Below are 22478 nucleotides of genomic sequence, written 5' to 3' on the forward strand. Positions count from 1 at the left end.
GCCAATTTGGATCCTCCAGTGGATCCGGCGGCGAGAATGCCGCACGGATCCAAGAGCGTAAGTGTGCTGGGCAACCGACGTCAGGACGGTTACCGCTTGTAGGCCCGGACCGTGGTGGACCTGACGTTGCCGGCCCGGTCGTACGCGCGGAACCGCATGGTGAACTTCTTGCCGTACTTCTTCGGGTTGATCGAGAAGGTGTAACCCGCCGTGGTGTCGGCCTTCACCACCTTGCCGTTGATCAGCAGCTCGACCTTGGCGATCCCGTACGTGTCGCTCGCGGTGGCGGTGACCGTGAACGTCTTCTTGACCTTCGCCGCGTTCTTCGGCGCCTTCGCGATCCATACCGAAGGCGCCCGGTTGTCGATGATGAGGGACCGCTTCAGGACCGCCTCGTTGCCGGCCGCGTCGAAGGCACGCCAGCCGAACGTGTACCGCCCGTCCGGCACGTCACGGCTGTCGATGGTCACCGTGCGGGAGTTCTCCTGGGCGTACGACCGCTGGATCTTCACGGTGTCCAGGATCGCTTCGAAGCCGGAGTACGGGCTCGCGTCCCGGTAGCCGGTGAGGGAGACCTTGAAGTCGCCCCGGACCACGCTGCCGGCCGTGGTGCTGCCGGTGATCACGGGCCGGTCGTTGTCGACGACGACCGGCCTGGTCACCGTCGTCACGTTGCCCACCCGGTCGCGTACCCGAACGGTCATGGTGGTCTTGCCGTTGGGGATCCCGGCGGTCCAGCCCAGGTCGAGGCGCCCGCCGCCGGAGGTGAGGTCCTGCGACGAGATCACCCGGCCGCCGACGATCAGTTCGGAAGTGAAGACGAAGTCGTTGTCCTCCGCGTCGACGGCGAGCACCCCGCCCTGACCGATGTAACCGTCCCGACGCGGGAAGCCGATGGTCACCCCGGTCGGCGCGGTGTTGTCGACCACGACCTGGAAACCGTCGGTCGTCAGTGATCCGTTCGCAGTGGTGGCCCGGGTGCTCAGACGCACCAGCCCGTCGAAGCCGCTGGTGTCCCAGTCGACGCTCCAGGGTGCGGCGGTGTCGGTGCCGACCTCCTTACCGTCGGCGAAGACGGTCAGGCTGGTGACGGCGGACAGATCCTCGGTGGGCTGGGTCTCGAAGGTCACCGGCACGACGCCGCCGACCCAGTGACCGGCGGTGCGTGCGTAGACCTTGGGCGCCGTCGCGGCGGCGAAGGCGGGTGTGGCGATCAGCGAGGCGGTCATGGCGGTCACCATGACGATTCCGGTGTTCTTCACGACGTCCCCCATGATTCAGCGCCGGTAGGTGCGCTTAGTGCTGTACACGACGTTTCCGGCGCGGTCGTATGCCCGTACCTGCATGGTGAATTTCTTGCCGAATTTCGCCGGGTCGAGGGTGAGCCGGTAGGCGGCCTTCTTGTCGGTGGCCACGATTTTGCCGTTGACCAGCAGCTCGACCCGGGTGATGACGTTCTTGTCGGTGGCGGTCACCGCGATGGTGGTCTTCTTGCGCAGCTTGCTGTTGTTCGCCGGCGCGCTGGTGATCCGCAGCGTCGGTTTGCGGCTGTCGACGATCACCTTGCGGGAGATCTGGGTGAGGTTGTTCAGCGAGTCGTAGACCCGGACGGTCATCGTCGCCGTGCCGTCCTTGGCGGCGGTGTCCCAGCGCAGCGAGGACTGCCGCTTGCCGTTGATCCACAGCTCGGTGCCGGTGACCCGGCTGGGGTCGGCGGCGTCGACGCGGAGGCTCGCGCCGGCCCGGATGTAGCCGTCGGTGACCGGGAACCGCACCTTCGCGGCCGGGCCGGAGAAGTCGGCGGCGGTGCGGTCCTTCTCGTAGACGGTCACCGAGCCGGCGCCGGAGCGCTTGATCGTGATCATCTGCGCCGGGGTCGGCACGCCGTTCGTGTCCACGCCGGACAGCAGGTACGAGCCGGGCGGCAACAGGTTCGCGTTGGCCGGCATGGTGGCGGTGACCGTCGCGCCGCTCTGCCGGAACGTCAGCGGCACCCGGCGCTGGTCGGTGTTGTACGAGTGGGTGACGCTGGTGGCCCGGGTCAGCGACAGCGACGCCAGCGTGCGGGTGTCGGAGAGCCCGAGCGACACCGTGCCGCCGTAGCTCAGCGAGCCGCTGATGCCGGTGATCTGCGGCCGGTTCGCCCAGCGCACCCGCCCGTCGGAGCCCTTGGCGAACAGGTACGGCGGGTAGTAGATCTCGGCGTTGAAGTTGTCCTCCGGACCGGGCACCCCGCCGGCCGCGGTCAGCACCGAGCCGCTCGGCATCAGCACCGCGGTGGAGTGGTAACTGCGGATCCGCTGCGCCTTGGCCGCGTCCCGCCACTTGCCGGTGGCCGGGTTCCAGATCTCCGAGTCGTACGCCGAGTTGGCCGCGCCCGCCTGGGTGCCGACCCGGGTGCCGCCGTTGGCCAGCACCTCGCCGTTGGGCAGGACGGTCAGGTTGAGCCAGTTCCGGGCCAGCCGCATCGCGCTGGTCTCGGCGGTCCTCGGGGTGGCGCCGTTGATGTCGACGGCGGTGGCCCGGTTGGTGGCGACCTGGCTGCTGCCGTTGTTGTACTGGCCGCCGCCGGCGAACAGCAGCTTGCCCGGCGCGTACATCACCGACGAGCCGGAGACCCCGATCGGCACCGGCAGGGTGCCCAGCGAGGTGACCTTGCCGGCGCCGGCCGGGTCGAGCTTCCACATCTGGTCGTAGGAGACACCGAAGACCTTGCCGTCGGGTGCGACATACGCCCGCGGGTACCACCAGCGGTTGTCCTTGGCGCCGAACGCCACCGTGCTGTCCGCGCCGGTCAGCCTGGTCCACGCCCCGGTGCCGGTGCTGATCTCCGGGGTGGTGGCGACTCCCGAGTTGTCGTTCGGCTTCTGCCACGCGTCGACGTTGTACGAGTTGCCGCCGCCGAGGGCCAGCATCCGGTCGTCGGGGAGGCGGAGCACGGAGGCGTACCAGCGCTGGCGGTTGAGTTGCGCGCCCATGGTCTGCCGGCCGGTCGCCGGGTCGTAGATCATGGTCGCCGTGGTGGAGTTGCCGCCGACCATCAGCAGCCGGCCGTCGGGCAGCCGTTCGAGCGTGTTGCAGAACGCGTCGTACGAGTGCATGGACGCGGTCTGCCGGTGCGCGCCGGTGCCGACGCCCGCGGCCGGATCCCAGTCGTCGTAGGAGAAGCCGCCCTGTTTCGCCTCACCGGGCGGGGTGCCGTAGCTGACCACGTGCCCGTTGGGCAGCAGCGCCATGTGGATGCCGACCAGCGGCCATGCCACCTGCGCCGAGTACATGCCGGTGAGGTGCGCGTTCGAGGCCGGGACGACCTTGCCGAGGAAGGGGTCGGCGGGCTGGTTGAGGGCGACCCGGGCGGATCCGACGGTCACCTGGGTGGCGCCGGCGGCCGCGGCGGCGAGCGCCTGGTGTGCCGCGTGGTCCTGCTCGGCGGACTGGGCGGTGCCCGCTGACAGCGCCATTCCGCCCGCGACGGCGGCGGTGACCGTGGCTCCCGCCATCAACCGGCGCCCCGCACGCGACATTCGACCCATTCCTGCTCCCATCCCCCACAGCATCGGCGATCGCCGATCCTACGGCAGGCCGATGCCGATTCGTCGTTACGGTCCAGTCACGTCGGCGGATATGATCAGCGCCGGCCCCGAACGATCGCGGCCGATATCTCCTCAGAGAAGCGCGGAAACCACATGAACATGCGGTTCGCGGGGGCTGCGACCACCGCGTTCTCAGTCCTGCTCGGCGCCGTCGCCATGGCACCCGCCGCGGCGCTGGCCGACTCGGGCAAGAACCTCTCCATCAAGTCGGTCGGCGACGTGGTCGTCGACGGCGTCCACCAGCGGGTCTTCGTCAGTGACCCGGAGACCGGCAAGGTCGTCGCGACCACCTACGACGGCACGATCCTCGCCACCGCCACCGGCCTGAAGCAGGTCAACGGCCTGGCGCTGTCCGCCGACGGCAACCGGCTCTACGGCGCCCTGGACTCGGAGGGCGAGATCGTCTCGCTCTCGGCCGCCGACCTCACCGACCCGGTCCACTACCCGCTGGGCGCGGGCGTCTTCCCCCGGTCCCTGGAGCAGGTGGGCGGCAAGCTCTGGTTCGGTTACGACGACGACGGCCGTGACCCGTTCTTCGGCGGCGAAGGCAACATCGGCTCCCTCGACCTGAGCGGCGAACCGGTGGTGACCGCGCCACTCGACACCACGGGCGCCTACCGGCTCTGGAGCTTCGCGCCTGAGCTGTCCGCCGCATCTGGTGACAGCGGGCAGCTCGCCGCCTTCGACTCGCGTCTGTCCGGTGGAACGATCGGCATCTACAACGTGTCCGGCGGTACCTTCACCCGGACCGCGGTCGGGACCGTCGGCCGTGGTTACACCCGGTCCGTCGCCTTCACCCCGGATGCCACCCAGATCCTCGTCGCAGACGGCGCCGGGCTCACCGTCGCGGGCACCGCTGACCTGACGACCGTCGGTTCCTACCTGAGCGATGACTGGTGCCTGGCGGTCGCTGTCGCGTCGGACGGCACCGTGGCGGCCTTCACGTCGAACCTCCGGACCTACACGCCCGGAGGCACGACGCCGGTCCGCGAATACACGCTCCCGGACACCGACCCGAACATCACCGGCAACGACTGGGTGGTCGACCGCGGGCTCGCCTGGGAACCCGGCGGCAACCGGCTGTTCGCCGTCACCGAGAGCTCCGCCGACGTCCACTACCTGCGGACCTACACCGAGCCGAAGAAGTCGCAGCCGGCTCTGAGCCTGTCCGGCCCGTCGTCGGCGACCCGGGCGAAGCCGATCACCATCACCGGCTCGCTCACCGCCTCGATCCCGCTGCCGGCCGGCACGCCGGTGACGGTCACCCGCACCGACCTGGAGTACCCGGCCGGGAAGTCGCTGGGCACCCGGACGACCGCCGCGAACGGCTCGTTCTCCTTCACCGACACCACGTCGGCCGGCGGCACGGTCACCTACCGGGTCTCCTACGCCGGCGACGCGACCCATTCGGCGGTCTCGGCGGCCAAGGCGGTCGCGGTCTCCCGCACGGCGACGTCGCTGACGATCAACAACAACGGCAAGGTGTACGGCTACGGCGCCACGACCACATTCACGGCGCACCTCGGTACCACGTACAAGAACCGCACCGTGGAGATCTGGGCCGACCCGTACGGCGGTGACCTGGGCCGTCGCCTGCTCAAACGCACGGTGGTGAACAGCAAGGGCAACGTCTCGGCGAGCCTGAAGCTGTACCGCAACACCGCGGTGACGGCGACCTTCACCGGTGACGCCCGGACCGCCGCGAAGACGGTCGGCGCGACCGTCTACGTCAAGGTTCCGGTGTCGCTGAAGCTGTCGAAGCACTACAAGACCTCGGGCGGCTACAAGCTCTACCGCCAGCGGACCGGCGCCCAGTTCACCGCGAAGATGCCCGCCTACACCGGGCGCAAGGCGTTCTTCCAGGTGCAGGTCTACTACCAGGGGCGCTGGCAGACCCTGGCCTACAAGTACTTCCCGATGAAGGGGAACACCGCGGTGGCCGACCGGTTCGGTGGTAGCGGCCTGGTCGGCTACAAGCTGCGGGTGCGGGCGGCCTACCGCAAGGGCGGCTCGGGGGACAGCGTGAACTACACGACCTACGGGCCGTACTCGTACTTCCGTTTCACCAAGTAACCCGAACCACTACAGAGGGTCGGCATCCAGAATGGATGCCGACCCTCTCCATAATTGCGACATTCATTAATTTTCTCACTTCCATGCACCGATCCGGCCACTCAGACGTCTCGCATTCGGACGTGTCCGGTCATGGAGGGGAGAGACGCATGGCGCGGATCGGGGCGGCACTACGGAAGGTGCGGGATCGGGCGAAGGCCCTGCCCCGTTGGTTCCGCCGGACGGTGGCCGCGCTCCTCGTGGTCCAGACCGTGCTGGTGGTGGCCGCCACCGGCTACGTGCTGAGCGTGGATCTGCCACCTGACGCGGCGCCACCGCAGGCCTCGGTCCTCTACTACCGCGACGGCCGGACGGTGCTGGCCCGGATCGGGCTGACCGACCGCACCGACGTCACCCTGGACCGGGTTCCGCTCGGCGTCCGGCAGGCGTTCCTCGCCGCCGAGGACCGGGGGTTCTACGACCACTACGGCGTCTCGGTCCGCGGCCTGGCCCGGGCGCTCTGGTCGAACGTGGTGGACGACAGCGGCGAGGGCGCGTCGACGATCACCCAGCAGTACGTCCGCAACGCGTACCTGACCCAGGAGCGGACGGTCAGCCGTAAGGCCCGGGAGGCGGCGCTCGCGCTGAAGGTCGAGGACCGGTACGGCAAGGACGAGATCCTCCAGCGCTACCTCAACACCATCTACTTCGGGCGCGGCGCCTACGGCATCGAGGCCGCCGCGCATGCGTTCTTCGGGGTGTCCGTCGACCGGCTGAGCACGGCACAGGGCGCGGTGCTGGCCGCGATGGTCAAGGACCCGACCCGGGGCGACCCGGTACGCGACCCGGAGTGGACCCTGGACCGCTGGAAGTGGATCCTCCAGGCGATGAGCGACGCCGGCTGGCTGCCGGCGGACGCGGCCGCCCGGACCCCGTATCCGCAGGTCGCCGAGGAGTCGGTGACCGCGGCCGCGATCGACGGGCCGATCGGGCTGATCACCGACCGGGTCGAGGACGAGCTGGTCGCCGCCGGCATCACCCGTCAGCAGGTCCGGGCCGGGGGTCTGAGCATCGTCACCACGCTCGACGCGACCGCGCAGCACGCCGCCACCACGAGCATCGGCAGGGCGCTCGCCGGCCAGCCCGAGGTGCTGCGGACCGCGCTGGTGGCGATCGATCCGGAGGACGGTGGGGTGCGCGCCTACTACGGCGGTGACCGCGGCCGTGGCTTCTACGACGACGCGCTCGCCGCCCGGCCGCCCGCCTCGACGTTCAAACCGCTGGTCCTGGCAGCCGCCGAGGAGCGTGGCATCGGCTTCCGGTCCTACTACAACGGCGCCTCGCCACGGTTCTTCGCCGACCGGGGCGGCGCGCCGCTCTACAACCAGGACAACCTCCAGTGCCCGGTGTGCCCGCTCGATCTGGCGATGGTGCACTCGCTGAACACGCCGTTCTACGCCCTGGCCGAGAAGATCGGCCCGAACCGGATCCGTGACCTGGCGCGGCGGCTGGGCGTGCCGGAGAAGTACGGCGACCAGGTCACCATGGTCGACCTCAAGGGCGAGCCGGCGCCCGGCCGGACCCGGGCCGACATCGCCATCGGCCGGTACGCGGTCGCCCCGGCCGACATGGCGAGCGTCTACGCCACCCTGGCCGGTGGTGGCGCCCGCGCCGACCGGCACTTCGTCGAGTCGGTGACCGTCGCCGGGGGCGCTGTGCTGCACCGGCACGAGGCGAAGCGGGAGCGGGTGCTCGACGAGGGCGTGGCGGCTGATGTCGGCGCCGTGTTGTCGCAGGTGGTCGAGGAGGACGGCCGGGTTCCGGGTGTCGACGCGGCCGCGAAGACCGGCTCCCAGCAGTACGGCGACTCGGTCGACTCGTCCGACGCCTGGACGGCCGGGTGGGCCTCGGGTCTGGCCGCGGTGGTCTGGGTGGGCCGGGACAAGCCGGGTCCGATCCGTACCAGCAGTGGTGCGGCCATCAACGGCGACGGGATGCCGTACGAGATCTTCCGGAATTTCCTGTCCGGATCCCTCGCGGGTCGTCAGGTGGCCGATCTGCCCCGGGCCGCGCATGTGGGCCGGGAGGACACCGGCGATCTGGAGACGATCGAGGGTGACGCCAAGATGGTGCCCGGCCTGATCTACCAGGGTCCGCGCAAGGGCGACCAGGTCGACCTGTCCCTGGCAGCCGGCACCTGGCGGGAGCGCACGGCCCGGCTCGACGAGGCCCTGGACAAGCACGCGGCCGGCGGCCTGGACTTCTCGGTCTCCTTGGTCGACCGCCGGACCGGGCAGCGGTACGACTACCGGGGCAACCGTGATTTCGAGACCGCCAGTGTGGTGAAGGTCCAGCTGCTCGCCGCCCTGTTGCTGCGGGCCCAGGACGCGAACCGGGACCTGACCGCCGCCGAGCAGCGCCGGGCCCGCAAGATGATCGTGGCCAGCGACAACGACGCGGCCGTGCAGGTCTACGCCGCGATCGGTGGCGCCGACGGCCTGCGGACGGCCCTGCACCGGCTCGGCCTCGACGACACCGACCCGGATCCGAAGTTCGGCCTGACCACCACCACGGCGAAGGACCAGACCCGGATGGTGTCCGCGCTGACCGGCGCCGACGGCCCGCTGACCGGCGACTCCAAGGAGCTGATCCTGGACCTCATGGGCTCGGTCAACGCCGACCAGACGTGGGGGGTCAGCGCGGCCTCGTTCGAGGGCGAGTCGACGGCGCAGAAGAACGGCTGGATGTCGCGGTCCACCGAGGACAACAGGTGGATCGTGAACAGCACCGGCCGGATCCACGGCGAGAAGACCGACGTCGCCCTGTCGGTGCTGTCGCACGGGCACCGCACCCGCGAGGAGGGCATCGAGTCGGTCGAACGGATCGCCGCCACGACCAGGAGCTATCTGGGCTGGTAACCGGGCGGATAGATGGGCTTAACAGTTAAGTTGACCAACAGTGTGTTAACGCTCACACTGCTGCCAGCCACGTCAGCGCCCGGGGTCGTCCTCCCCGGCTGCCGTGCCCTCTCCCTTCTGCCCGCTCGAAGGAACTCCCCAGATGCGCATATCTCTCGGGGGTCTGGCGTCCGCCGCCGTGACTCTCCTGTTGTTCCCCCTGGCCGCACCCTCGCCGGCTCGGGCCGAAGAGGCCGCGGCGATCACCGACGGCCTGGTCCTCTGGTACAAACTGGACGAGACGTCGGGCGCCTCGGCGGTCGACTCGTCCGGCCACGGCCGCAACGGCACGGTGGCCGGCACTGCGTCCTGGACCGGTGGCGACGGCCTGACCTTCGACGGGTCCAGCACCTACGTGAAGGCGCCGGACAACGTCCTGGCCGGGCTCGACTCGATCTCGGTCTCGTTCGACGTGCTGATGGACTCGCAGCAGGTCACGCCGTACTTCCTCTATGGATTCGGCAACACCAGCAGCTCCACCGGCTACGGCGACGGCTACCTCTTCAGCACCGGTAACAACCTCCGGACCGCGATCGCCACCGGCAACTGGTCGACCGAGCAGAGCACCGGGCCGTCGCCGGCGAAGACGCTCGACCGCGGCACCTGGAAACACATCGCGTACACGCAGACCGGCAGCACCGGGATCCTCTACGAGGACGGGACGCCGATCGCCACGAACACCGCGATCACCATCAAACCGAGCGCGATCGGCGCCGGCAAGACGACCGCCAACTACATCGGCAAGTCCAACTACGCCGGCGACAGGCTCTTCAAGGGCAAGATCAAAGACTTCCGGCTGTACGACCGGGCGCTCGACGGATCCGAGCTGAGGACCCTGGCCGAACCGGTGGTGACGACCGAGCTCGCCGCCGACCGGGCCGCGCTCGACCTCGGCGACACCTCCGCCGTCACCTCCGACGTGATCTTGCCGGGCTCCGCCCCGTACGGCTCGAAGATCACCTGGACCACCAGCGATCCGGGCGTGATCACCTCGGCCGGTGTGGTGACCAGGCCGGAGGCCGGTCAGCCGGACGCGACCGCGACGCTGACCGCCACCCTGACCCGCGGCGCGCTGACCGCCGTGAAGACCTTCGTGATCACCGTGCGGCCGCAGCTCGCCGCCGGCGAGGCGGTCCAGGTGGCGGCGGCCGGGCTGGTCGTGCACGACGTCGACGACGTCCGCGGCAACCTGACGCTGCCCGCGACCGGCGCCTACGGCACGACCGTCACCTGGTCCTCGGACCGGCCGGAGATCATCGACGGCACCGGTGTCGTGCACCGCCCCGCGGTCGGCCAGGGCGCCGCCACGGTCGCGCTGACCGCGACCGTGCGAGCCGGCGCCGCCGCAGCCACCCGGACGATCACCGCCACCGTGCCCGAGCTGCCCCCGGCGCAGGCCAAGGCCGGCTACCTGTTCAGCTACTTCACCGGGGAGGGCACCGCCGACGGCGAGCAGATCTACCTCGCGGTCAGCAAGGCCAACGACCCGCTCTCCTACCGTGAGGTCAACAACGCCAAGCCGGTGCTGACCTCGTCGCTCGGCACGAAGGGTCTGCGCGACCCGTTCATCATCCGCTCGCCGGAGGGCGACAAGTTCTACCAGATCGCCACCGACCTGAAGATCTACGGCAACGGCGACTGGGACGCCTCACAGCGCACCGGCAGCAAGTCGATCATGGTGTGGGAGTCCACCGACCTGGTCAACTGGACCGACCAGCGCCTGGTCAAGGTCTCCCCGGACACCGCCGGCAACACCTGGGCGCCGGAGGCCTACTACGACCAGGGCCTCGGCGCCTACGTGGTGTTCTGGGCGTCGAAGCTGTATGCCGAGAACGACCCGAACCACACCGGCGGCACCTACAACAAGATGATGTACGCGACGACCCGCGACTTCCACACGTTCAGCGAGGCGAAGGTGTGGGTCGACCGGGGGTACTCGGTGATCGACTCGACGATGATCGACCACAACGGGACCTACTACCGGTTCACCAAGGACGAGCGGAACAACTCGTCCACCTCGCCGTGCAGCAAGTTCATCATCGAGGAGAAGTCGACCGAGCTGCGCAGCACCGCCTACGACTTCGTCAAGGACTGCATCGGCTCCGGCGGGGTCAGCGCCGGCGAGGGCCCGCTGGTGTTCAAGTCGAACACTGAGGATCGTTGGTACCTGTTCGTCGACGAGTACGGCGGCCAGGGCTACGTGCCGTTCACCTCGACCGACCTCGACTCGGGTGTGTGGACCAAGGCCACCTCGTACTCGCTGCCCAAGCGGCCCCGGCACGGCACCGTCCTGCCGGTGACCCAGGCCGAGTACGACCGGCTGCTCACCACCTACCAGCCGAACCTGCTGGTCAAGGGCGTCGACGAGGTGCCGCTGACCACCAGGGCCGGTGTCGCGCCGACCCTGCCGGCCCAGGTCACCGCCAGGTACGCGGACGGTTCCTCGTCGAGTGTCACGGTCACCTGGGACTCCGTTCCAGCGTCCGCGTATGCCAAGCCCGGCCGTTTCTCGGTCTCCGGCATCATCACCGAGAGCCAGAACGTCAAGGCCACCGCGGTCGTGACCGTGCCCGACGAGGGCGCGCCCACGGTGACCGCCACCGTCGCGCCCGGCTGGTTCACCGGCCCGGCCACCGTGACCGTGACCGCCTCGGACGAGGTGGACGGCCTGCTCGTCCCGAAGGTCCGGGTCACCCGCTCCGGCGAGCCGGCCGGCGAATGGACCGACCAGACCGGGCCGCTCACCATCGATCGGGACGGCATCCACCTGGTCGAATACCTGGCGGTCGACGCCGCCGGCAACAGCTCCGGGATCGGCTCGGTCACCGTGCGGATCGACCGGACCGCCCCGGTCTCGCAGGCGACCGTCGACGTCAAGGGCCGGACCGTGACCCTGCGGGCGGCCGACGACACCTCGGGCGTCAGCCGGGTGGAGTACTCGGCGAACGGCGGCGCGACGTGGTTGCCGTACACCGTGCCGCTCAACTCGACGGTCCTCTACCGGGCCGTCGACGTGGCCGGCAACGTCGAGACGACAAACCGGGCGATCCTCCCGCCGGCCGGTGTGGTCCTCGCCCCGAGCACCACGAAGGCGGCGCTGACCTCGGCAAAGGTCACCTATGGCACGGCTCCGTCGGTCCAGGTGACGGTCAGCGGCGGCCTTACGACCAAACCTTCGGGCACGGTACGGGTGCTGCTCGGCTCGACGGCGGTCGGCTCCGGCACGCTGTCCGCCGGTAAGGCCACCCTCAAGCTGGCCCGCAACATCGGTGTCGGCACCCGCAAGCTGCGGGTGGTCTACCTGGGCGACGGCCGGTACGCCGGCTCCGCCACCGACGTCACGCTGAAGGTCGTCCCGGCGCCGTCCAAGACCACGCTGTCCGTCAAGAAACGGCAGCTCACCGTGAAGGTCACCGCCACCTCCGGCACGGTCCGGATCGTCGCGACCCGAGGCGGCACCAAACTGGTCCGCACGGTCCGCCTGAACAGCAAGGGTGTGGCCGTGCTCAACCTCGGTTCGCTGCCGAAGGGCACCTACCGGATCACCGCCACCTACAGCGGCTCCACCACGGCGGCGAAGTCGGCCGGTTCGATCACGGTCAAGCTCGGTTAGCGGAACACCCGGAAACGCCGAAGCGCGGTCACCCGTCGTGGGTGGCCGCGCTTCGGTCGTCGTAGGTCAGAAGCCGGCGCTCACCTTGGTGAACGCCCAGTCGGCCTGCGCGATGCCGGAGCAGTTGCTGACCACGCCGCCGCCGGCGCAGCCACGGTCGCGGTTGACCGCCCAGAACGCGAACCGGGCCAGGTTCTTGCTCTTGGCGTAGTCACGGATCCGGGTCCAGGTGTCGACCGAGGTGACCTCCTGCTGGTCGGAGAGACCGTTCATGCCGGAGATGCCGATCCGGGAGTACGCCTGGGCGTCGGTGTACCCGAACGTCGACTTGAGCACGTTCTTCAGGCCCTCGGTGGCGCCGACGGTGGAGGCGTACATGTCGGCGCCCCCGCTGAAGTCGAACGGCATCTGGGTGAAGATGTCGATGTTCGCGCCCTTGGCCTTGGCCTGCTGGATCAGCCGGACACCGTGCGCGTTCGGGCCGGTCGTGGTGGTGCCGAAGGTGAGGATGGTCTTCACGTTCGGGTTGCGCTGCTTGATGATCTTCAGCGCGTCCACGATCCGGTCGGCCACGACGTAGTTCTCGAACTCGTCGGTGTTCTCGATGTCGATGTCGATCGCCTTGAGCTGGAAGGTGTCGATCACCTTCTGGTACGCCCCGGCCAGCGCCTCAGCGGTCGAGCAGTTCGGGCCGAGCTTGTTGCCGCTCCAGCCGCCGATCGACGGGACCACGTCGGCCCCGGCCGCCCGGATCGCCGCGATGGTGCTGGCGTGCGCGCCGCCGGTCAGCCCGGACGAGCCGTCCCAGGCCGGGTTGCAGCCGTTGCTGGCCAGCACGAACGCCATGGTGAACGCCTTGATGCCGGTGGCCTGCACGACGGTCGCCGGGGCGGGCGGGTTGCCCCATCCCGGGTAGATGTACGGAGCCGCGGCCATCTTGGTGCCGGTGGCTGGCGGCGTGGTCGGGCCGGTGGTCGGCGGGGTGGTGGGCGGAGTCGTCGGCGTGGTGCCACCGCCGCAGGCGCCGTTGTTGATCCAGACGTCCCACTGGCCGCTCTTCAGGACCGGGTCCTCGCCCTGGGTCCACCACTTGGCGGTGTAGTTGTTGCCGCCCTTGGAGGCGACGTTGTCCTTGACGTAGACGGCGGAGGCGCTCCAGGCCGGGGCGCACGCGACCGCGGCGTTCGAGGTGGCCATCGGCAGGACCGCGGCGGCCGTGGCGACCGCGCCGACCGACGCCACGAGGGCGAGTTTTCTGCTCAGCTTCATGAGGACCCCAGTCAGGGAAGAGTCGCGAGGTGCGGATCGATGGTGTTGGCCCAGGCGTTGCCGTTGGTCACATCCCAGTTGATGGACCAGGTCATCGCGCCCCGAATGCCGGGATAGGTGGCCGGCGGCTTGAACGTGCCGCAGTTGGTGCCCTTGGCCAGGCAGTCGAGGGCGGCGTTGACCACGGACGGGGCGACGTAACCACCACCGGCGGCGCGGGTGCTGGCCGGCAGGCCGAGCGCGATCTGGTCGGGGCGGAGCCCGTTCTGCAGCGGGATGCAGGAGAGCGCGGTCAGGAAGTTGATGTTGCCCTGGCCGTACGCCGCGTTGTTGTCACAGCCGAGCATCGCGCCGGAGTTGTAGTACTGCGTGAAGACGACGGTCAGGATGTCCTTGATGTCGAGCGCGAGCTTGAAGTACGAGGACTGCGGGTTCTGCATGTCGATGGTCTGCGGGGCCATCGTGATGATCAGGCTGCTGCCGACCTTGGCCCGCAGGCTGCGCAGCGCGCTCGCCATGTAGGTGGGGTTGAGCCCGTTCTCCAGGTCGATGTCGACGCCGTCGAAGCCGTAGGTCTGGATCAGCCGGTGGACCGAGTCGGCGAAGGCGGTGGCGGCGGCCGTGCTGTTGACGGCGACCGTGCCCTTCTCGCCGCCGACCGAGATGACGACCTTCTTGCCGCGTGAGTGCAGCGTCGCGATGTCGGCCTTGAACTGGGCGTCGGTGTAGCCGCCGACCGCGGTGGCCAGGCCCGGGTCGAGGTTGAAGGTGACCGCGCCGGCGGTGCTGGTGGCGTCGGCGAACGCGACCGCGATCAGGTCGTAGGTGGCCGGTACGGCGGCCAGCTTCAGCGCGGCAGCGCCGTTGTCGAAGTTCTGCCAGTACCCGGTGAGGAAGTGCTTCGGCAGCGAACCGTCCGACGGCGGCGTCGTGGTCGGCGGGGTGGTGGTCGGGGGAGTCGTGGTGGGCGGCGTCGTGGTGGGCGGGGTGGTGGTCGGCGGTGTCGTGGTCGGGGGCGTGGTGCCGCCGCCACAGACGCCGTTGTCGGCCCACACATCCCACTGGCCACTGCGGACAGCCGGCGACTCGTTCTGCGTCCACCACTTGGCGGTGTAGTTGTGGCCGTTCTGTGAGGCCGTGTTGCCGCCGACGTAGACCGCGGTGGCGCTCCAGGCGGGCGCGCAGGCCGCGGCGGCCGAGGCGTTGCCCGCGAAGTAGGTCGCCCCACCGCCCGCAGCCAGCGCCGTGACCGTGGCGAGTATTACCGATCTGGCACGCCTCATCGGAGTCCTTCCATGGATGACCTGGGGATGCATCAATGTTTAGGACTGTTAACAGTGAATGTAAAGAGGTCGAACCTTAAACTTCCTAAAATCGAGACTCATCCCTGGCGAAGGGTGTCCCGCCGCTGGCACCGGCTCATCGTCAGGGGATGGACGAAACCTATGCGTACCGCCCGGCCGCGGTCGCCGCCCGCGACCGTGGACACATCCTGTTCGCCCGGACCATGGGCTACGTCGCCGGCACCACGGGCATGTTCGCCCTCGGCGCCTACCTCGGCCGCGACCTGCCGGCCGGGTTCGCGTTCCTCGCGTACCTCGCCTCGTTCGCCGCCCTGATCGCCATGTACTTCACGGTTCGGCGGTCGCAGTCCACCACGGTCCTGCTGCTCGGGCTGTTCGGGCTGCTCACCGGGGTGGCGCTGGCTCCGACGCTGGTCTACTACGCGAGCACCGACCCGCAGGCGCTGTGGCAGGCGGGCGCGGCGACGGCCCTGTTCGTGGCCGGTTTCGGCGCCGCCGGATACGCCACCCGCCGTGATCTGTCGGCCTTGGCCCGGATCTGTTTCTGGGCGCTGGTGGCGCTGCTGCTCTTCGGCATCGTGCTGATCTTCGTGAACATCCCGAACGGCGCGCTGATCTACTCGGTGCTCGGCCTGGTGATCTTCGCGGGCTTCATCATGTTCGACTTCCAGCGGTTGCGGCGCTCCCGCGACATCGACTCGGCGCCGCTGCTGGCCGCCTCGATCTTCCTGGACATCCTCAACGTGTTCCTGTTCTTCCTCCGGATCTTCCGAAGCCGCTGATCGTGTATGCGGTCAGTGCGCCCTCGTGGGAGTGGTAGAGCACCCCGCCGGTCACCACGAGATCACCGCCCAGCGGCGGCACCCCGGGCAGCACCGTGCCGCGGACGGCGTCCAGCGCGATCCCGCCGGCGTAGACGACACCGCCGGCGACCACCGGCTGCCCGCCGTACCGGGACAGCGCACGCCGCCACACCTGCTTGCCGGTGCGGGCGTCCAGAGCGGCGACCGCCTCGCCGTCGGAACGATAGACCCGCGTCCCGTCGGCGGCGATCAACGCGGTCGGACCGGGCGCCGTCCATCGCACCGAGCCGTCCTTGACGCTGACCGCCACCAGGCGTTCCTTGTCATTGGCGGTGTAGAAGACGTCACCCGCGGGCGAGGCCGCCTCGGTGGCGACATGCCGTTTCACGGTCCACCGCATTGCGCCGGTGACGATGTCGAACGCCTTCGAGCCACCCGCCGCGAAACCCGCCACCACGCCGTTCGCGGACGAGCCGCCGACCCGCCGGCCGGGCGCCTTCCACAACTCCCGGCCGTCGCCGATCCGGTAGACGACGGTGTCCGAGTCGCCGTTGACGTCGGTGCCGGAGACCAGCACCGCGCCCTTGTCCACGATCATGCTCCCGACCAGGGGCGAGTTCGCGGACCAGCGCTTCTTGCCGTTGCGGACGTCCAGCGCGATCAGTACCGGGTTCGGGTCGCTGACCGACATGCAGTCGTTGTAGCCGACGACGAGCAGCCCGTCGGCGACCGCCATCCGTGGGATGCCGCCGTCGTTGGAGTGGACCCAGTCGTAGCTCCACTGCTTCGCGCCGGTCGCCGCGTCGTAGGCGCTGATCCCGGCCAGGTCCCCGACGAAGACCCGCCCGCCGGCCACGACCGGGCCGCTGAACGACGAGCATGTCTCCGCCGACCGCAGCGGGACCGACCATCTCCTGGTCAGCCGTCCCGCCGTGGCCACGGTGATCACGGTTTCCCGCGGGTTGAACCAGCTGTCCTCGGCGTCGTAACCGACGTGGTCCCAGAGGGGCGGCGCCGGCGCGGCGCCGGTCGGTGTGGCTGCCGCGCCGGCAGCGAGGACGAGAGCCACAACCACAGCAGGGGTACGGGCCAAAGCGTGCACAAACGCCAGTAAAGCGGCATGACCTGCCCCCAGCCGGTTATTGGCTGAAGACTGGCCGGTCAGGCGTAGGTGTAGGCGCTTCGGTGATCGAGAACTGTCGCCGGGGTGATGCCCGCCCACGGTTGCATCGTCTCGTTCAGGTCGATGACGCCCGACGTGTTCGCCGCCGGGACGTAGTGCCCGTTGTCGAAACCCCACCGGTTCTGCCAGCGCGACCACAGTCTGTCGATGTTGCAGTGGTGCAGCCAGAACACCGGGTCGTTGGGGGAGTCCTGCTGACCCATGTGCCCGCCGACCCAGACGTGGACGGTGTTGTGCAGGTTGGGTGTCTGCCAGCCCTCCAGCCGGTTGCGCATGCCGCCGCCGGCCGAGCTGTTCCACGGCGCGGCGTCGTAGGCCGCGACGTTGAGCACCGAGTCGACCTGGGCCGACGTGGGCAGCGTGGTGTTGCCCATGGCCCGGCGCAGTGATGTCGACGACGACGAGCTGACGGTGATGCGCCAGTTGGCGGCACCGGCGAACGGGCCGGTGGTGACCGGGCCGTTGCCCCCGGAGCCGTTGCCGCCCATGAAGTCCGCGGTGAACGGGACTTCGCTCGTGGTCCGGTCGGTGGTCCAGTCCCAGTACGGCACGTTCACCGCCGGGTCGATCGCCTGGAGCGCCTTCTCGAACTCGATCAGGTACTGCCGGTGCCAGGGCAGGAACGACGGGGACTGGTGGGCGTACCGGATCCCGCCGACCGCGGCGAAGTAGTTGATGTGCGTGGTGACGAACCAGTCGTAGTTGCGGCCGGTGGTCTGCGCCTTCAGCCGTTTCACGGCGGCGACGAACGCGGCCCGTTCGGCGGTGGTCAGGTCACGCGCGTTCTTACGTACGCCCATGGTCAGCTCCCGTGCTCGTGGCCGACGCCGGCCAGGGCGGTCAGTTCGGTGTCGCCGAGCACGTCAACGGCGCGTTTGGTGAGTTCGAGCAGCCCACCCCGGTTGCGGTCGGTGTCGATCAGAACCGGCTGGTAGTGGTTGATCGCGCTGATGAAGCCGACCTTCGCGCCCGGCAGGTCGACCGCCATGACGGCCAGCTTCCGGTCGTTGATCCAGACCTCGTGTGCCCGGGACCGGCCACGGGCGAGCGACCGGATCTCCCCGGCGCCGACGTGCACGCCCCGGATCTGCTTGCCGCGGTATTCGAAGTCGAAGTCGCGCGGGTCCTTGCCGGCGGCCGGCGTGGCCAGTATTTGTGCGCCTGCGACTCCACTGACGACGGCCGCGGTGGCGGCGCCATAACGAAGCATGTCGCGTCTATTGACGGACGTTGATGGCGTCATTGTATGACTCCCCGGTGAATTGTTATTAACGCCTTTTGGGCAGCTCGGAGCGGGTCCCCGCCGCTCCGGCGCAACCGAACATACATGGGTGTCGCAACGTTTCCGGGAATGGTGGCGCAGCCCACAGATCGGCGTTCTTAATGCCTTAACGATTGTTTAATCGGCGGCATATTTCGGCGCTGAAATGGTGCGATTCCGGAGAGTGAGCGCCGGGTCTGCCGGGATCGCGCAGGAAGAAGGTGTTATCGACGGTTCCGGAACCCGTCCCCATTGACTCATGACCATCGAACTCTTAACAATGTTTTCAATATCGGCACCTCTCCCCCAGGAGGATCCCCATGCGCGGGATACGCACTCTGCTGGGCGCCGCCGTCGTCGCGATAACGCTGGCCGGCAGCCTGACCCTCGCCTCCCAGGGCGACACGGCGGACGCCGCGGTCGGCCCGGTGACCTGGTCCGACGAGTTCAACGGCGCGGCCGGCGCGGCGATCGACGGTTCGAAGTGGAACTTCGACGTCGGCGGTGGCGGCTACGGCAACAGCGAATTGCAGTACTACACCAACTCCACGAACAACGTCCGCCAGGACGGCCAGGGCCACCTCGCGATCACCGCCCGCAAGGAGAACCCGTCAAACCTCCAGTGCTGGTACGGCACGTGCCAGTACACCTCCGGCCGGATCCTCACCTCCGGCAAGTTCACCCAGCGCTACGGCCGGTTCGAGGCCAGCATCAAGGTGCCGAAGGGACAGGGCATCTGGCCGGCGTTCTGGATGCTCGGCGACAACCTGGGCAGCGTCGGCTGGCCGCAGTCGGGCGAGATCGACATCATGGAGAACGTCGGCAAGGAGCCGAACAAGCTGTACGGCACCGTGCACGGCCCCGGCTACTCGGGCGGCAGTGCGATCGGCGGCAACCGGACCTTCTCCGCGCCTCTCGGGGACGCCTTCCACTCGTACGCGGTGGAATGGTCTCCGAACTTGATCGTCTGGTATGTCGACGGCAGTGAGTACTTCCGGGTCACGCCGGCCTCGCTCGGTGGCCGCCAGTGGGTCTTCGACCACCCGTTCTTCCTGATCCTGAACGTCGCCGTCGGCGGCAACTGGCCGGGCAGCCCGGACGCCTCCACCTCGTTCCCGCAGACCATGCTGGTCGACTGGGTGCGCGTCTCGGCCTGGAACGACTCGACCACCCCGCCCCCGTCCGGCGGCAACGCCCTGAAGAGCAACTTCAACGGCAAGTGCATCGACATCCCCGGTGGTACGCCCAACGACGGCGCCCGCCTCCAGATGTACGACTGCAACGGCACCGGCGCACAGCAGTGGGCCTTCAACGGTGACGGGACGCTGCGGGCGCTCGGCAAGTGCATGGACCCGGCCGGTGGCGCTCTCACCAACGGCACCCCGATCCAGCTGGTGACCTGCAACGGCAACCCGGTGCAGCGCTTCACCCTCTCCGGCGCCGGCGACCTGGTGAACATCTCCGCCAACAAGTGCGTCGACATCGGCGCCTGGAACCCCAACAACGGCGCCCAGCTCGTCCTCTGGGACTGCACCGGTGGCGCCAACCAGAAGTGGACCCGCGCCTGACCACAGGCACCGGAACGACGATGGGGCGCCGCGACATCCGCGGCGCCCCATCGCTTTGTCCGAGGTTCTAGCTGTCCATGTTCACGATGCCGGGGTTGTCGATGAGGAACTGGGCGACCCGGTCCTCCTTGACCGCCTTGAAGAAGTCGTCGGCCGTGGACGCCGGGCGGAACTCCTCACCGAGGTAACCCGAGTTGGTCGCCGGGTTCTCGAACTTGCCGCCACCGGGCAGCTTGATGGTGACCATGTCGTCGACGTTGACGTCCTTGAGCGCCAGCGCCCAGTCGATCGGGCTGTTGCCGCCACCGGCGAAGGTCAGCGACTTGCCGGCCGCGTTCAGGATCTTCGTCATCTTGCCGACGTCGGTGATGACGCCACTGGTCATCACCTCCTTGGCCATCGCCTTGATGAACTGCTGCTGGTGCCGCTGCCGGTCGTAGTCGCTCATCGGGACGCCGGCGTTCGGGTACCGCTGGCGGACGTAGTCGAGCGCCTGCCACGGCTCGAGCCGGACCGGCTTGGTGCTCTTCTTGTAGTACGCCTGCGGCCCGGTGTACGGGTGGTCGCAGCTGGAGGTGACCGGGCAGCTCGACTTACGCGGTCGCTGCTTGCCCTCCGGCGTCAGGTGCTCCGACTTCACATCCATGTCGATGACCATGGACACGCCGCCGAGTGCCTCGACCATGTCCTTGAAGCCGCCGAAGTTGATGATCGCCGCGGCGTCGAACTGCTCGATCCCGGTGTAGTTGCGGACCGTCTTGGAGAGCAGCTTGAAGCCGTTCGTGACGTCGATCTTGCCGTTCACCTGGCTGCCCAGCGCCATGGCCGAGTTGATCTTCCCGCTGTGTGCCCGGACGCCCGATTTCGAGTCGGCCGGAATGTCCACATAGAGGTCGCGGGGCATGGAGAAGAGGTACGCCGTGCTCATGTCGGCCGGAATGTGCGCGATGAGGATCGAGTCGGACAGCGGCGGCGTCTCCGCCTTGCGCGGGTCGATGCCGACGAGCAGGAGCGTCAGCGGCCCCTTGATCTCGGTCTTCTTCGTCGCGGCCTGGGCGGCGTCGCCCTCGAGCAGGCCCTCGTCGGTGATGCCGCTGGTGTATTTCGCGATCAGGGTCTGGCCGGTGACCAGTGTCCCGCCGCTCACGATGAGTAGCACGGCGCCGAAGGCAGCGCAGAGCCGAGCCCACAGCGGTGTGCGGCGTTTCGTTGACTTGCGCAACCGGTCTCCCTAGCCCCACTCCGACATCGAACACGCATGATCCCACGGTCGGGCAACACCGAGGCAACCGTCTCTGGGGCCGACGTGACCGGTGCCACCTTAGTTGCAGTACGGCTCGAAGCCCCACCGGGTTCGATCGGCGCTATTTACTTATACAGTTAACAGTCCTAATAATTAGCCATGCGTCGATCAGTGCTCCTAGCGACGGCGGCGTCCCTGGCCGCCGCATGCTCCCTCGTTTATGTCGCGTCCACCGCGAACGCCGCCGTGGCCTGTGCCCCGGCCTGGAGTTCCTCCGCCGTCTACGTCAAGGACAACGTCGCCTCCAAGGGCGGCAACAACTACACCGCCAAGTGGTGGACCCAGGGCGAGGACCCGGTCCTGAAGAGCGGCCAGTGGGACGTCTGGATCAACAACGGCGCCTGCGGCGGCACCACCAACCCGTCGCCGTCCACCTCCCCCTCGACCTCCCCGTCGACCAGCCCGTCACCGTCGACGTCGCCCAGCACCTCCCCGAGCCCGTCGACGTCGCCGAGCACCCCGATCCCGGTCGGTGGCCTGCCGAAGCACGCGCTCATCGGCTACCTGCACGCCAGCTTCGCCAACGGCGCCGGCTACCTGAAGATGGCCGACGTGCCCGCCGAGTGGGACATCATCAACCTCTCCTTCGGCGAGCCGACCAGCGTCACCTCGGGTGACATCCGGTTCACCCTCTGCCCGGCCACCGAGTGCCCGGGTGTGGAGACCGAGGCCCAGTTCATCGCCGCGATCAAGGCGAAGCGTCAGGCCGGCAAGAAGGTGCTGCTCTCGATCGGCGGCCAGAACGGCCAGGTGCAGCTCACCACCACCGCGGCCCGGGACAAGTTCGTCAGCTCGGTCAGCGCGATCATCGACAAGTACGGGCTGGACGGCGTCGACGTCGACTTCGAGGGCCACTCACTGTCGCTGAACACCGGTGACACCGACTTCAAGAACCCGACCACCCCGGTCATCGTCAACCTGATCAGCGCGCTGAAGTCGCTGAAGACCCGGTACGGCGCCGGATTCGTGCTGACCATGGCCCCGGAGACGTTCTTCGTCCAGCTCGGCTACCAGTACTACGGTTCCGGCCCGTGGGGCGGACAGGACCCGCGCGCCGGCTCGTACCTGCCGGTCATCTACGCGCTGCGCAACGACATCACCGTGCTGCACGTCCAGGACTACAACTCCGGCTCGATCATGGGCCTGGACAACCAGTACCACTCGATGGGTGGCGCGGACTTCCACATCGCGATGACCGACATGCTGCTGGCCGGCTTCCCGGTCGCGGGCAACACCGCCAACGTGTTCCCGGGGCTGCGTGAGGACCAGATCGCGTTCGGTGCGCCCAGCTCGGTCAGCGCGGGTAACGGCTACGTCGCGCCGGCGGCCATCCAGCAGGCGGTGAACTGCCTGGTCAAGGGTCAGACCTGTGGCGGTTACACGCCGCGCAGCGGGCTCAACCCGGACTTCCGTGGCCTGATGACCTGGTCGATCAACTGGGACCGGTTCTACAGCTGGGAGTTCAAGAACAGCCACGAGCCGTTCCTCAACGCGCTGCCCTGACCCGCCCGACCCGCGTGGTGACCTGCGGTCCGATCCGCACCACACGTCACCACGCGAAAACCTCCCGGA

Annotated in this window: 14 protein-coding genes; 6 read left to right on the forward strand and 8 right to left on the reverse strand. The window is 68.7% G+C overall.

What is annotated here, in order from left to right:
• Positions 1 to 89: 89 nt before the first annotated feature.
• Together AB0E94_RS05405 and AB0E94_RS05410 are read right to left on the reverse strand one after the other, a co-directional pair.
• Positions 90 to 1262 (reverse strand): Ig-like domain-containing protein, encoded by a 1173-nt coding sequence (locus AB0E94_RS05405; protein ID WP_360322872.1) that lies wholly within the window; start codon positions 1260 to 1262, stop codon positions 90 to 92.
• Positions 1263 to 1277: 15 nt separating this feature from the next.
• Positions 1278 to 3524: a galactose oxidase-like domain-containing protein gene (locus AB0E94_RS05410; RefSeq protein ID WP_360322874.1), complete on the reverse strand. Its 2247-nt coding sequence runs from the start codon at positions 3522 to 3524 to the stop codon at positions 1278 to 1280.
• Positions 3525 to 3686: 162 nt separating this feature from the next.
• Between AB0E94_RS05410 and AB0E94_RS05415 the strand changes: the two genes are divergently transcribed.
• The 3 genes from AB0E94_RS05415 (at position 3687) to AB0E94_RS05425 (ending at position 12215) form a co-directional block, all read left to right on the forward strand.
• Complete coding sequence (locus AB0E94_RS05415; RefSeq protein ID WP_360322876.1) at positions 3687 to 5666, forward strand: hypothetical protein; 1980 nt, start codon at positions 3687 to 3689, stop codon at positions 5664 to 5666.
• A gap of 149 nt (positions 5667 to 5815) precedes the next feature.
• Entirely contained in the window at positions 5816 to 8563 is a 2748-nt protein-coding gene (locus tag AB0E94_RS05420; RefSeq protein WP_360322878.1) for a transglycosylase domain-containing protein, read from the forward strand.
• Between the two features lie 142 nt (positions 8564 to 8705).
• Complete coding sequence (locus tag AB0E94_RS05425; protein WP_360322880.1) at positions 8706 to 12215, forward strand: immunoglobulin-like domain-containing protein; 3510 nt, start codon at positions 8706 to 8708, stop codon at positions 12213 to 12215.
• Between the two features lie 66 nt (positions 12216 to 12281).
• On the opposite strand, the gene AB0E94_RS05430 is transcribed toward AB0E94_RS05425, so the two are convergent.
• A complete protein-coding gene (locus AB0E94_RS05430) occupies positions 12282 to 13484 on the reverse strand; it encodes a chitinase (protein ID WP_360322882.1) in 1203 nt (400 codons plus the stop codon).
• Between the two features lie 11 nt (positions 13485 to 13495).
• Positions 13496 to 14767, reverse strand: coding sequence for a glycosyl hydrolase family 18 protein (locus AB0E94_RS05435; RefSeq protein ID WP_360322884.1), 1272 nt, complete (start codon positions 14765 to 14767; stop codon positions 13496 to 13498).
• A gap of 149 nt (positions 14768 to 14916) precedes the next feature.
• Here AB0E94_RS05435 and AB0E94_RS05440 point away from each other — a divergent pair, with 149 nt between their 5' ends.
• Positions 14917 to 15570 (forward strand): Bax inhibitor-1 family protein, encoded by a 654-nt coding sequence (locus AB0E94_RS05440; RefSeq protein WP_360322886.1) that lies wholly within the window; start codon positions 14917 to 14919, stop codon positions 15568 to 15570.
• On the opposite strand, the gene AB0E94_RS05445 is transcribed toward AB0E94_RS05440, so the two are convergent.
• From AB0E94_RS05445 to AB0E94_RS05455, 3 genes are all read right to left on the reverse strand, one after another.
• A complete protein-coding gene (locus AB0E94_RS05445) occupies positions 15527 to 16660 on the reverse strand; it encodes a PQQ-binding-like beta-propeller repeat protein (protein WP_360322888.1) in 1134 nt (377 codons plus the stop codon). The two genes, AB0E94_RS05440 and AB0E94_RS05445, sit on opposite strands and share 44 nt — an antisense overlap.
• Before the next feature lie 92 nt (positions 16661 to 16752).
• Positions 16753 to 17574, reverse strand: coding sequence for a tyrosinase family protein (locus AB0E94_RS05450; RefSeq protein ID WP_360322890.1), 822 nt, complete (start codon positions 17572 to 17574; stop codon positions 16753 to 16755).
• Between the two features lie 2 nt (positions 17575 to 17576).
• Positions 17577 to 17984, reverse strand: a complete 408-nt coding sequence (locus AB0E94_RS05455; protein WP_360322892.1) for a tyrosinase family oxidase copper chaperone — start codon at positions 17982 to 17984, stop codon at positions 17577 to 17579.
• A gap of 371 nt (positions 17985 to 18355) precedes the next feature.
• On the opposite strand from AB0E94_RS05455, the gene AB0E94_RS05460 reads away from it, so the two are divergent.
• Positions 18356 to 19603, forward strand: coding sequence for a family 16 glycosylhydrolase (locus AB0E94_RS05460; protein WP_360322894.1), 1248 nt, complete (start codon positions 18356 to 18358; stop codon positions 19601 to 19603).
• A gap of 67 nt (positions 19604 to 19670) precedes the next feature.
• On the opposite strand, the gene AB0E94_RS05465 is transcribed toward AB0E94_RS05460, so the two are convergent.
• Positions 19671 to 20825: an LCP family protein gene (locus tag AB0E94_RS05465; protein WP_360322896.1), complete on the reverse strand. Its 1155-nt coding sequence runs from the start codon at positions 20823 to 20825 to the stop codon at positions 19671 to 19673.
• A 180-nt stretch (positions 20826 to 21005) separates the two neighbouring features.
• Between AB0E94_RS05465 and AB0E94_RS05470 the strand changes: the two genes are divergently transcribed.
• A complete protein-coding gene (locus tag AB0E94_RS05470; protein ID WP_360322898.1) occupies positions 21006 to 22409 on the forward strand; it encodes a glycosyl hydrolase family 18 protein in 1404 nt (467 codons plus the stop codon).
• The last annotated feature ends 69 nt before the right edge of the window (positions 22410 to 22478 follow it).

The sequence above is a fragment of the Actinoplanes sp. NPDC026670 genome (assembly GCF_040638175.1).
In the GTDB taxonomy this organism is placed as follows: domain Bacteria; phylum Actinomycetota; class Actinomycetes; order Mycobacteriales; family Micromonosporaceae; genus Actinoplanes.

What these genes read in the sequence shown, in the direction of transcription:
- AB0E94_RS05410 (WP_360322874.1), bottom strand. Translation starts at nt 3,524, where the DNA reads ATGTCGCGTGCGGGGCGCCGGTTGATGGCGGGAGCCACGGTCACCGCC.
- AB0E94_RS05415 (WP_360322876.1), top strand. Translation starts at nt 3,687, where the DNA reads ATGAACATGCGGTTCGCGGGGGCTGCGACCACCGCGTTCTCAGTCCTG.
- AB0E94_RS05420 (WP_360322878.1), top strand. Translation starts at nt 5,816, where the DNA reads ATGGCGCGGATCGGGGCGGCACTACGGAAGGTGCGGGATCGGGCGAAG.
- AB0E94_RS05425 (WP_360322880.1), top strand. Translation starts at nt 8,706, where the DNA reads ATGCGCATATCTCTCGGGGGTCTGGCGTCCGCCGCCGTGACTCTCCTG.
- AB0E94_RS05430 (WP_360322882.1), bottom strand. Translation starts at nt 13,484, where the DNA reads ATGAAGCTGAGCAGAAAACTCGCCCTCGTGGCGTCGGTCGGCGCGGTC.
- AB0E94_RS05435 (WP_360322884.1), bottom strand. Translation starts at nt 14,767, where the DNA reads ATGAGGCGTGCCAGATCGGTAATACTCGCCACGGTCACGGCGCTGGCT.
- AB0E94_RS05440 (WP_360322886.1), top strand. Translation starts at nt 14,917, where the DNA reads ATGGACGAAACCTATGCGTACCGCCCGGCCGCGGTCGCCGCCCGCGAC.
- AB0E94_RS05450 (WP_360322890.1), bottom strand. Translation starts at nt 17,574, where the DNA reads ATGGGCGTACGTAAGAACGCGCGTGACCTGACCACCGCCGAACGGGCC.
- AB0E94_RS05455 (WP_360322892.1), bottom strand. Translation starts at nt 17,984, where the DNA reads ATGCTTCGTTATGGCGCCGCCACCGCGGCCGTCGTCAGTGGAGTCGCA.
- AB0E94_RS05460 (WP_360322894.1), top strand. Translation starts at nt 18,356, where the DNA reads ATGCGCGGGATACGCACTCTGCTGGGCGCCGCCGTCGTCGCGATAACG.
- AB0E94_RS05470 (WP_360322898.1), top strand. Translation starts at nt 21,006, where the DNA reads ATGCGTCGATCAGTGCTCCTAGCGACGGCGGCGTCCCTGGCCGCCGCA.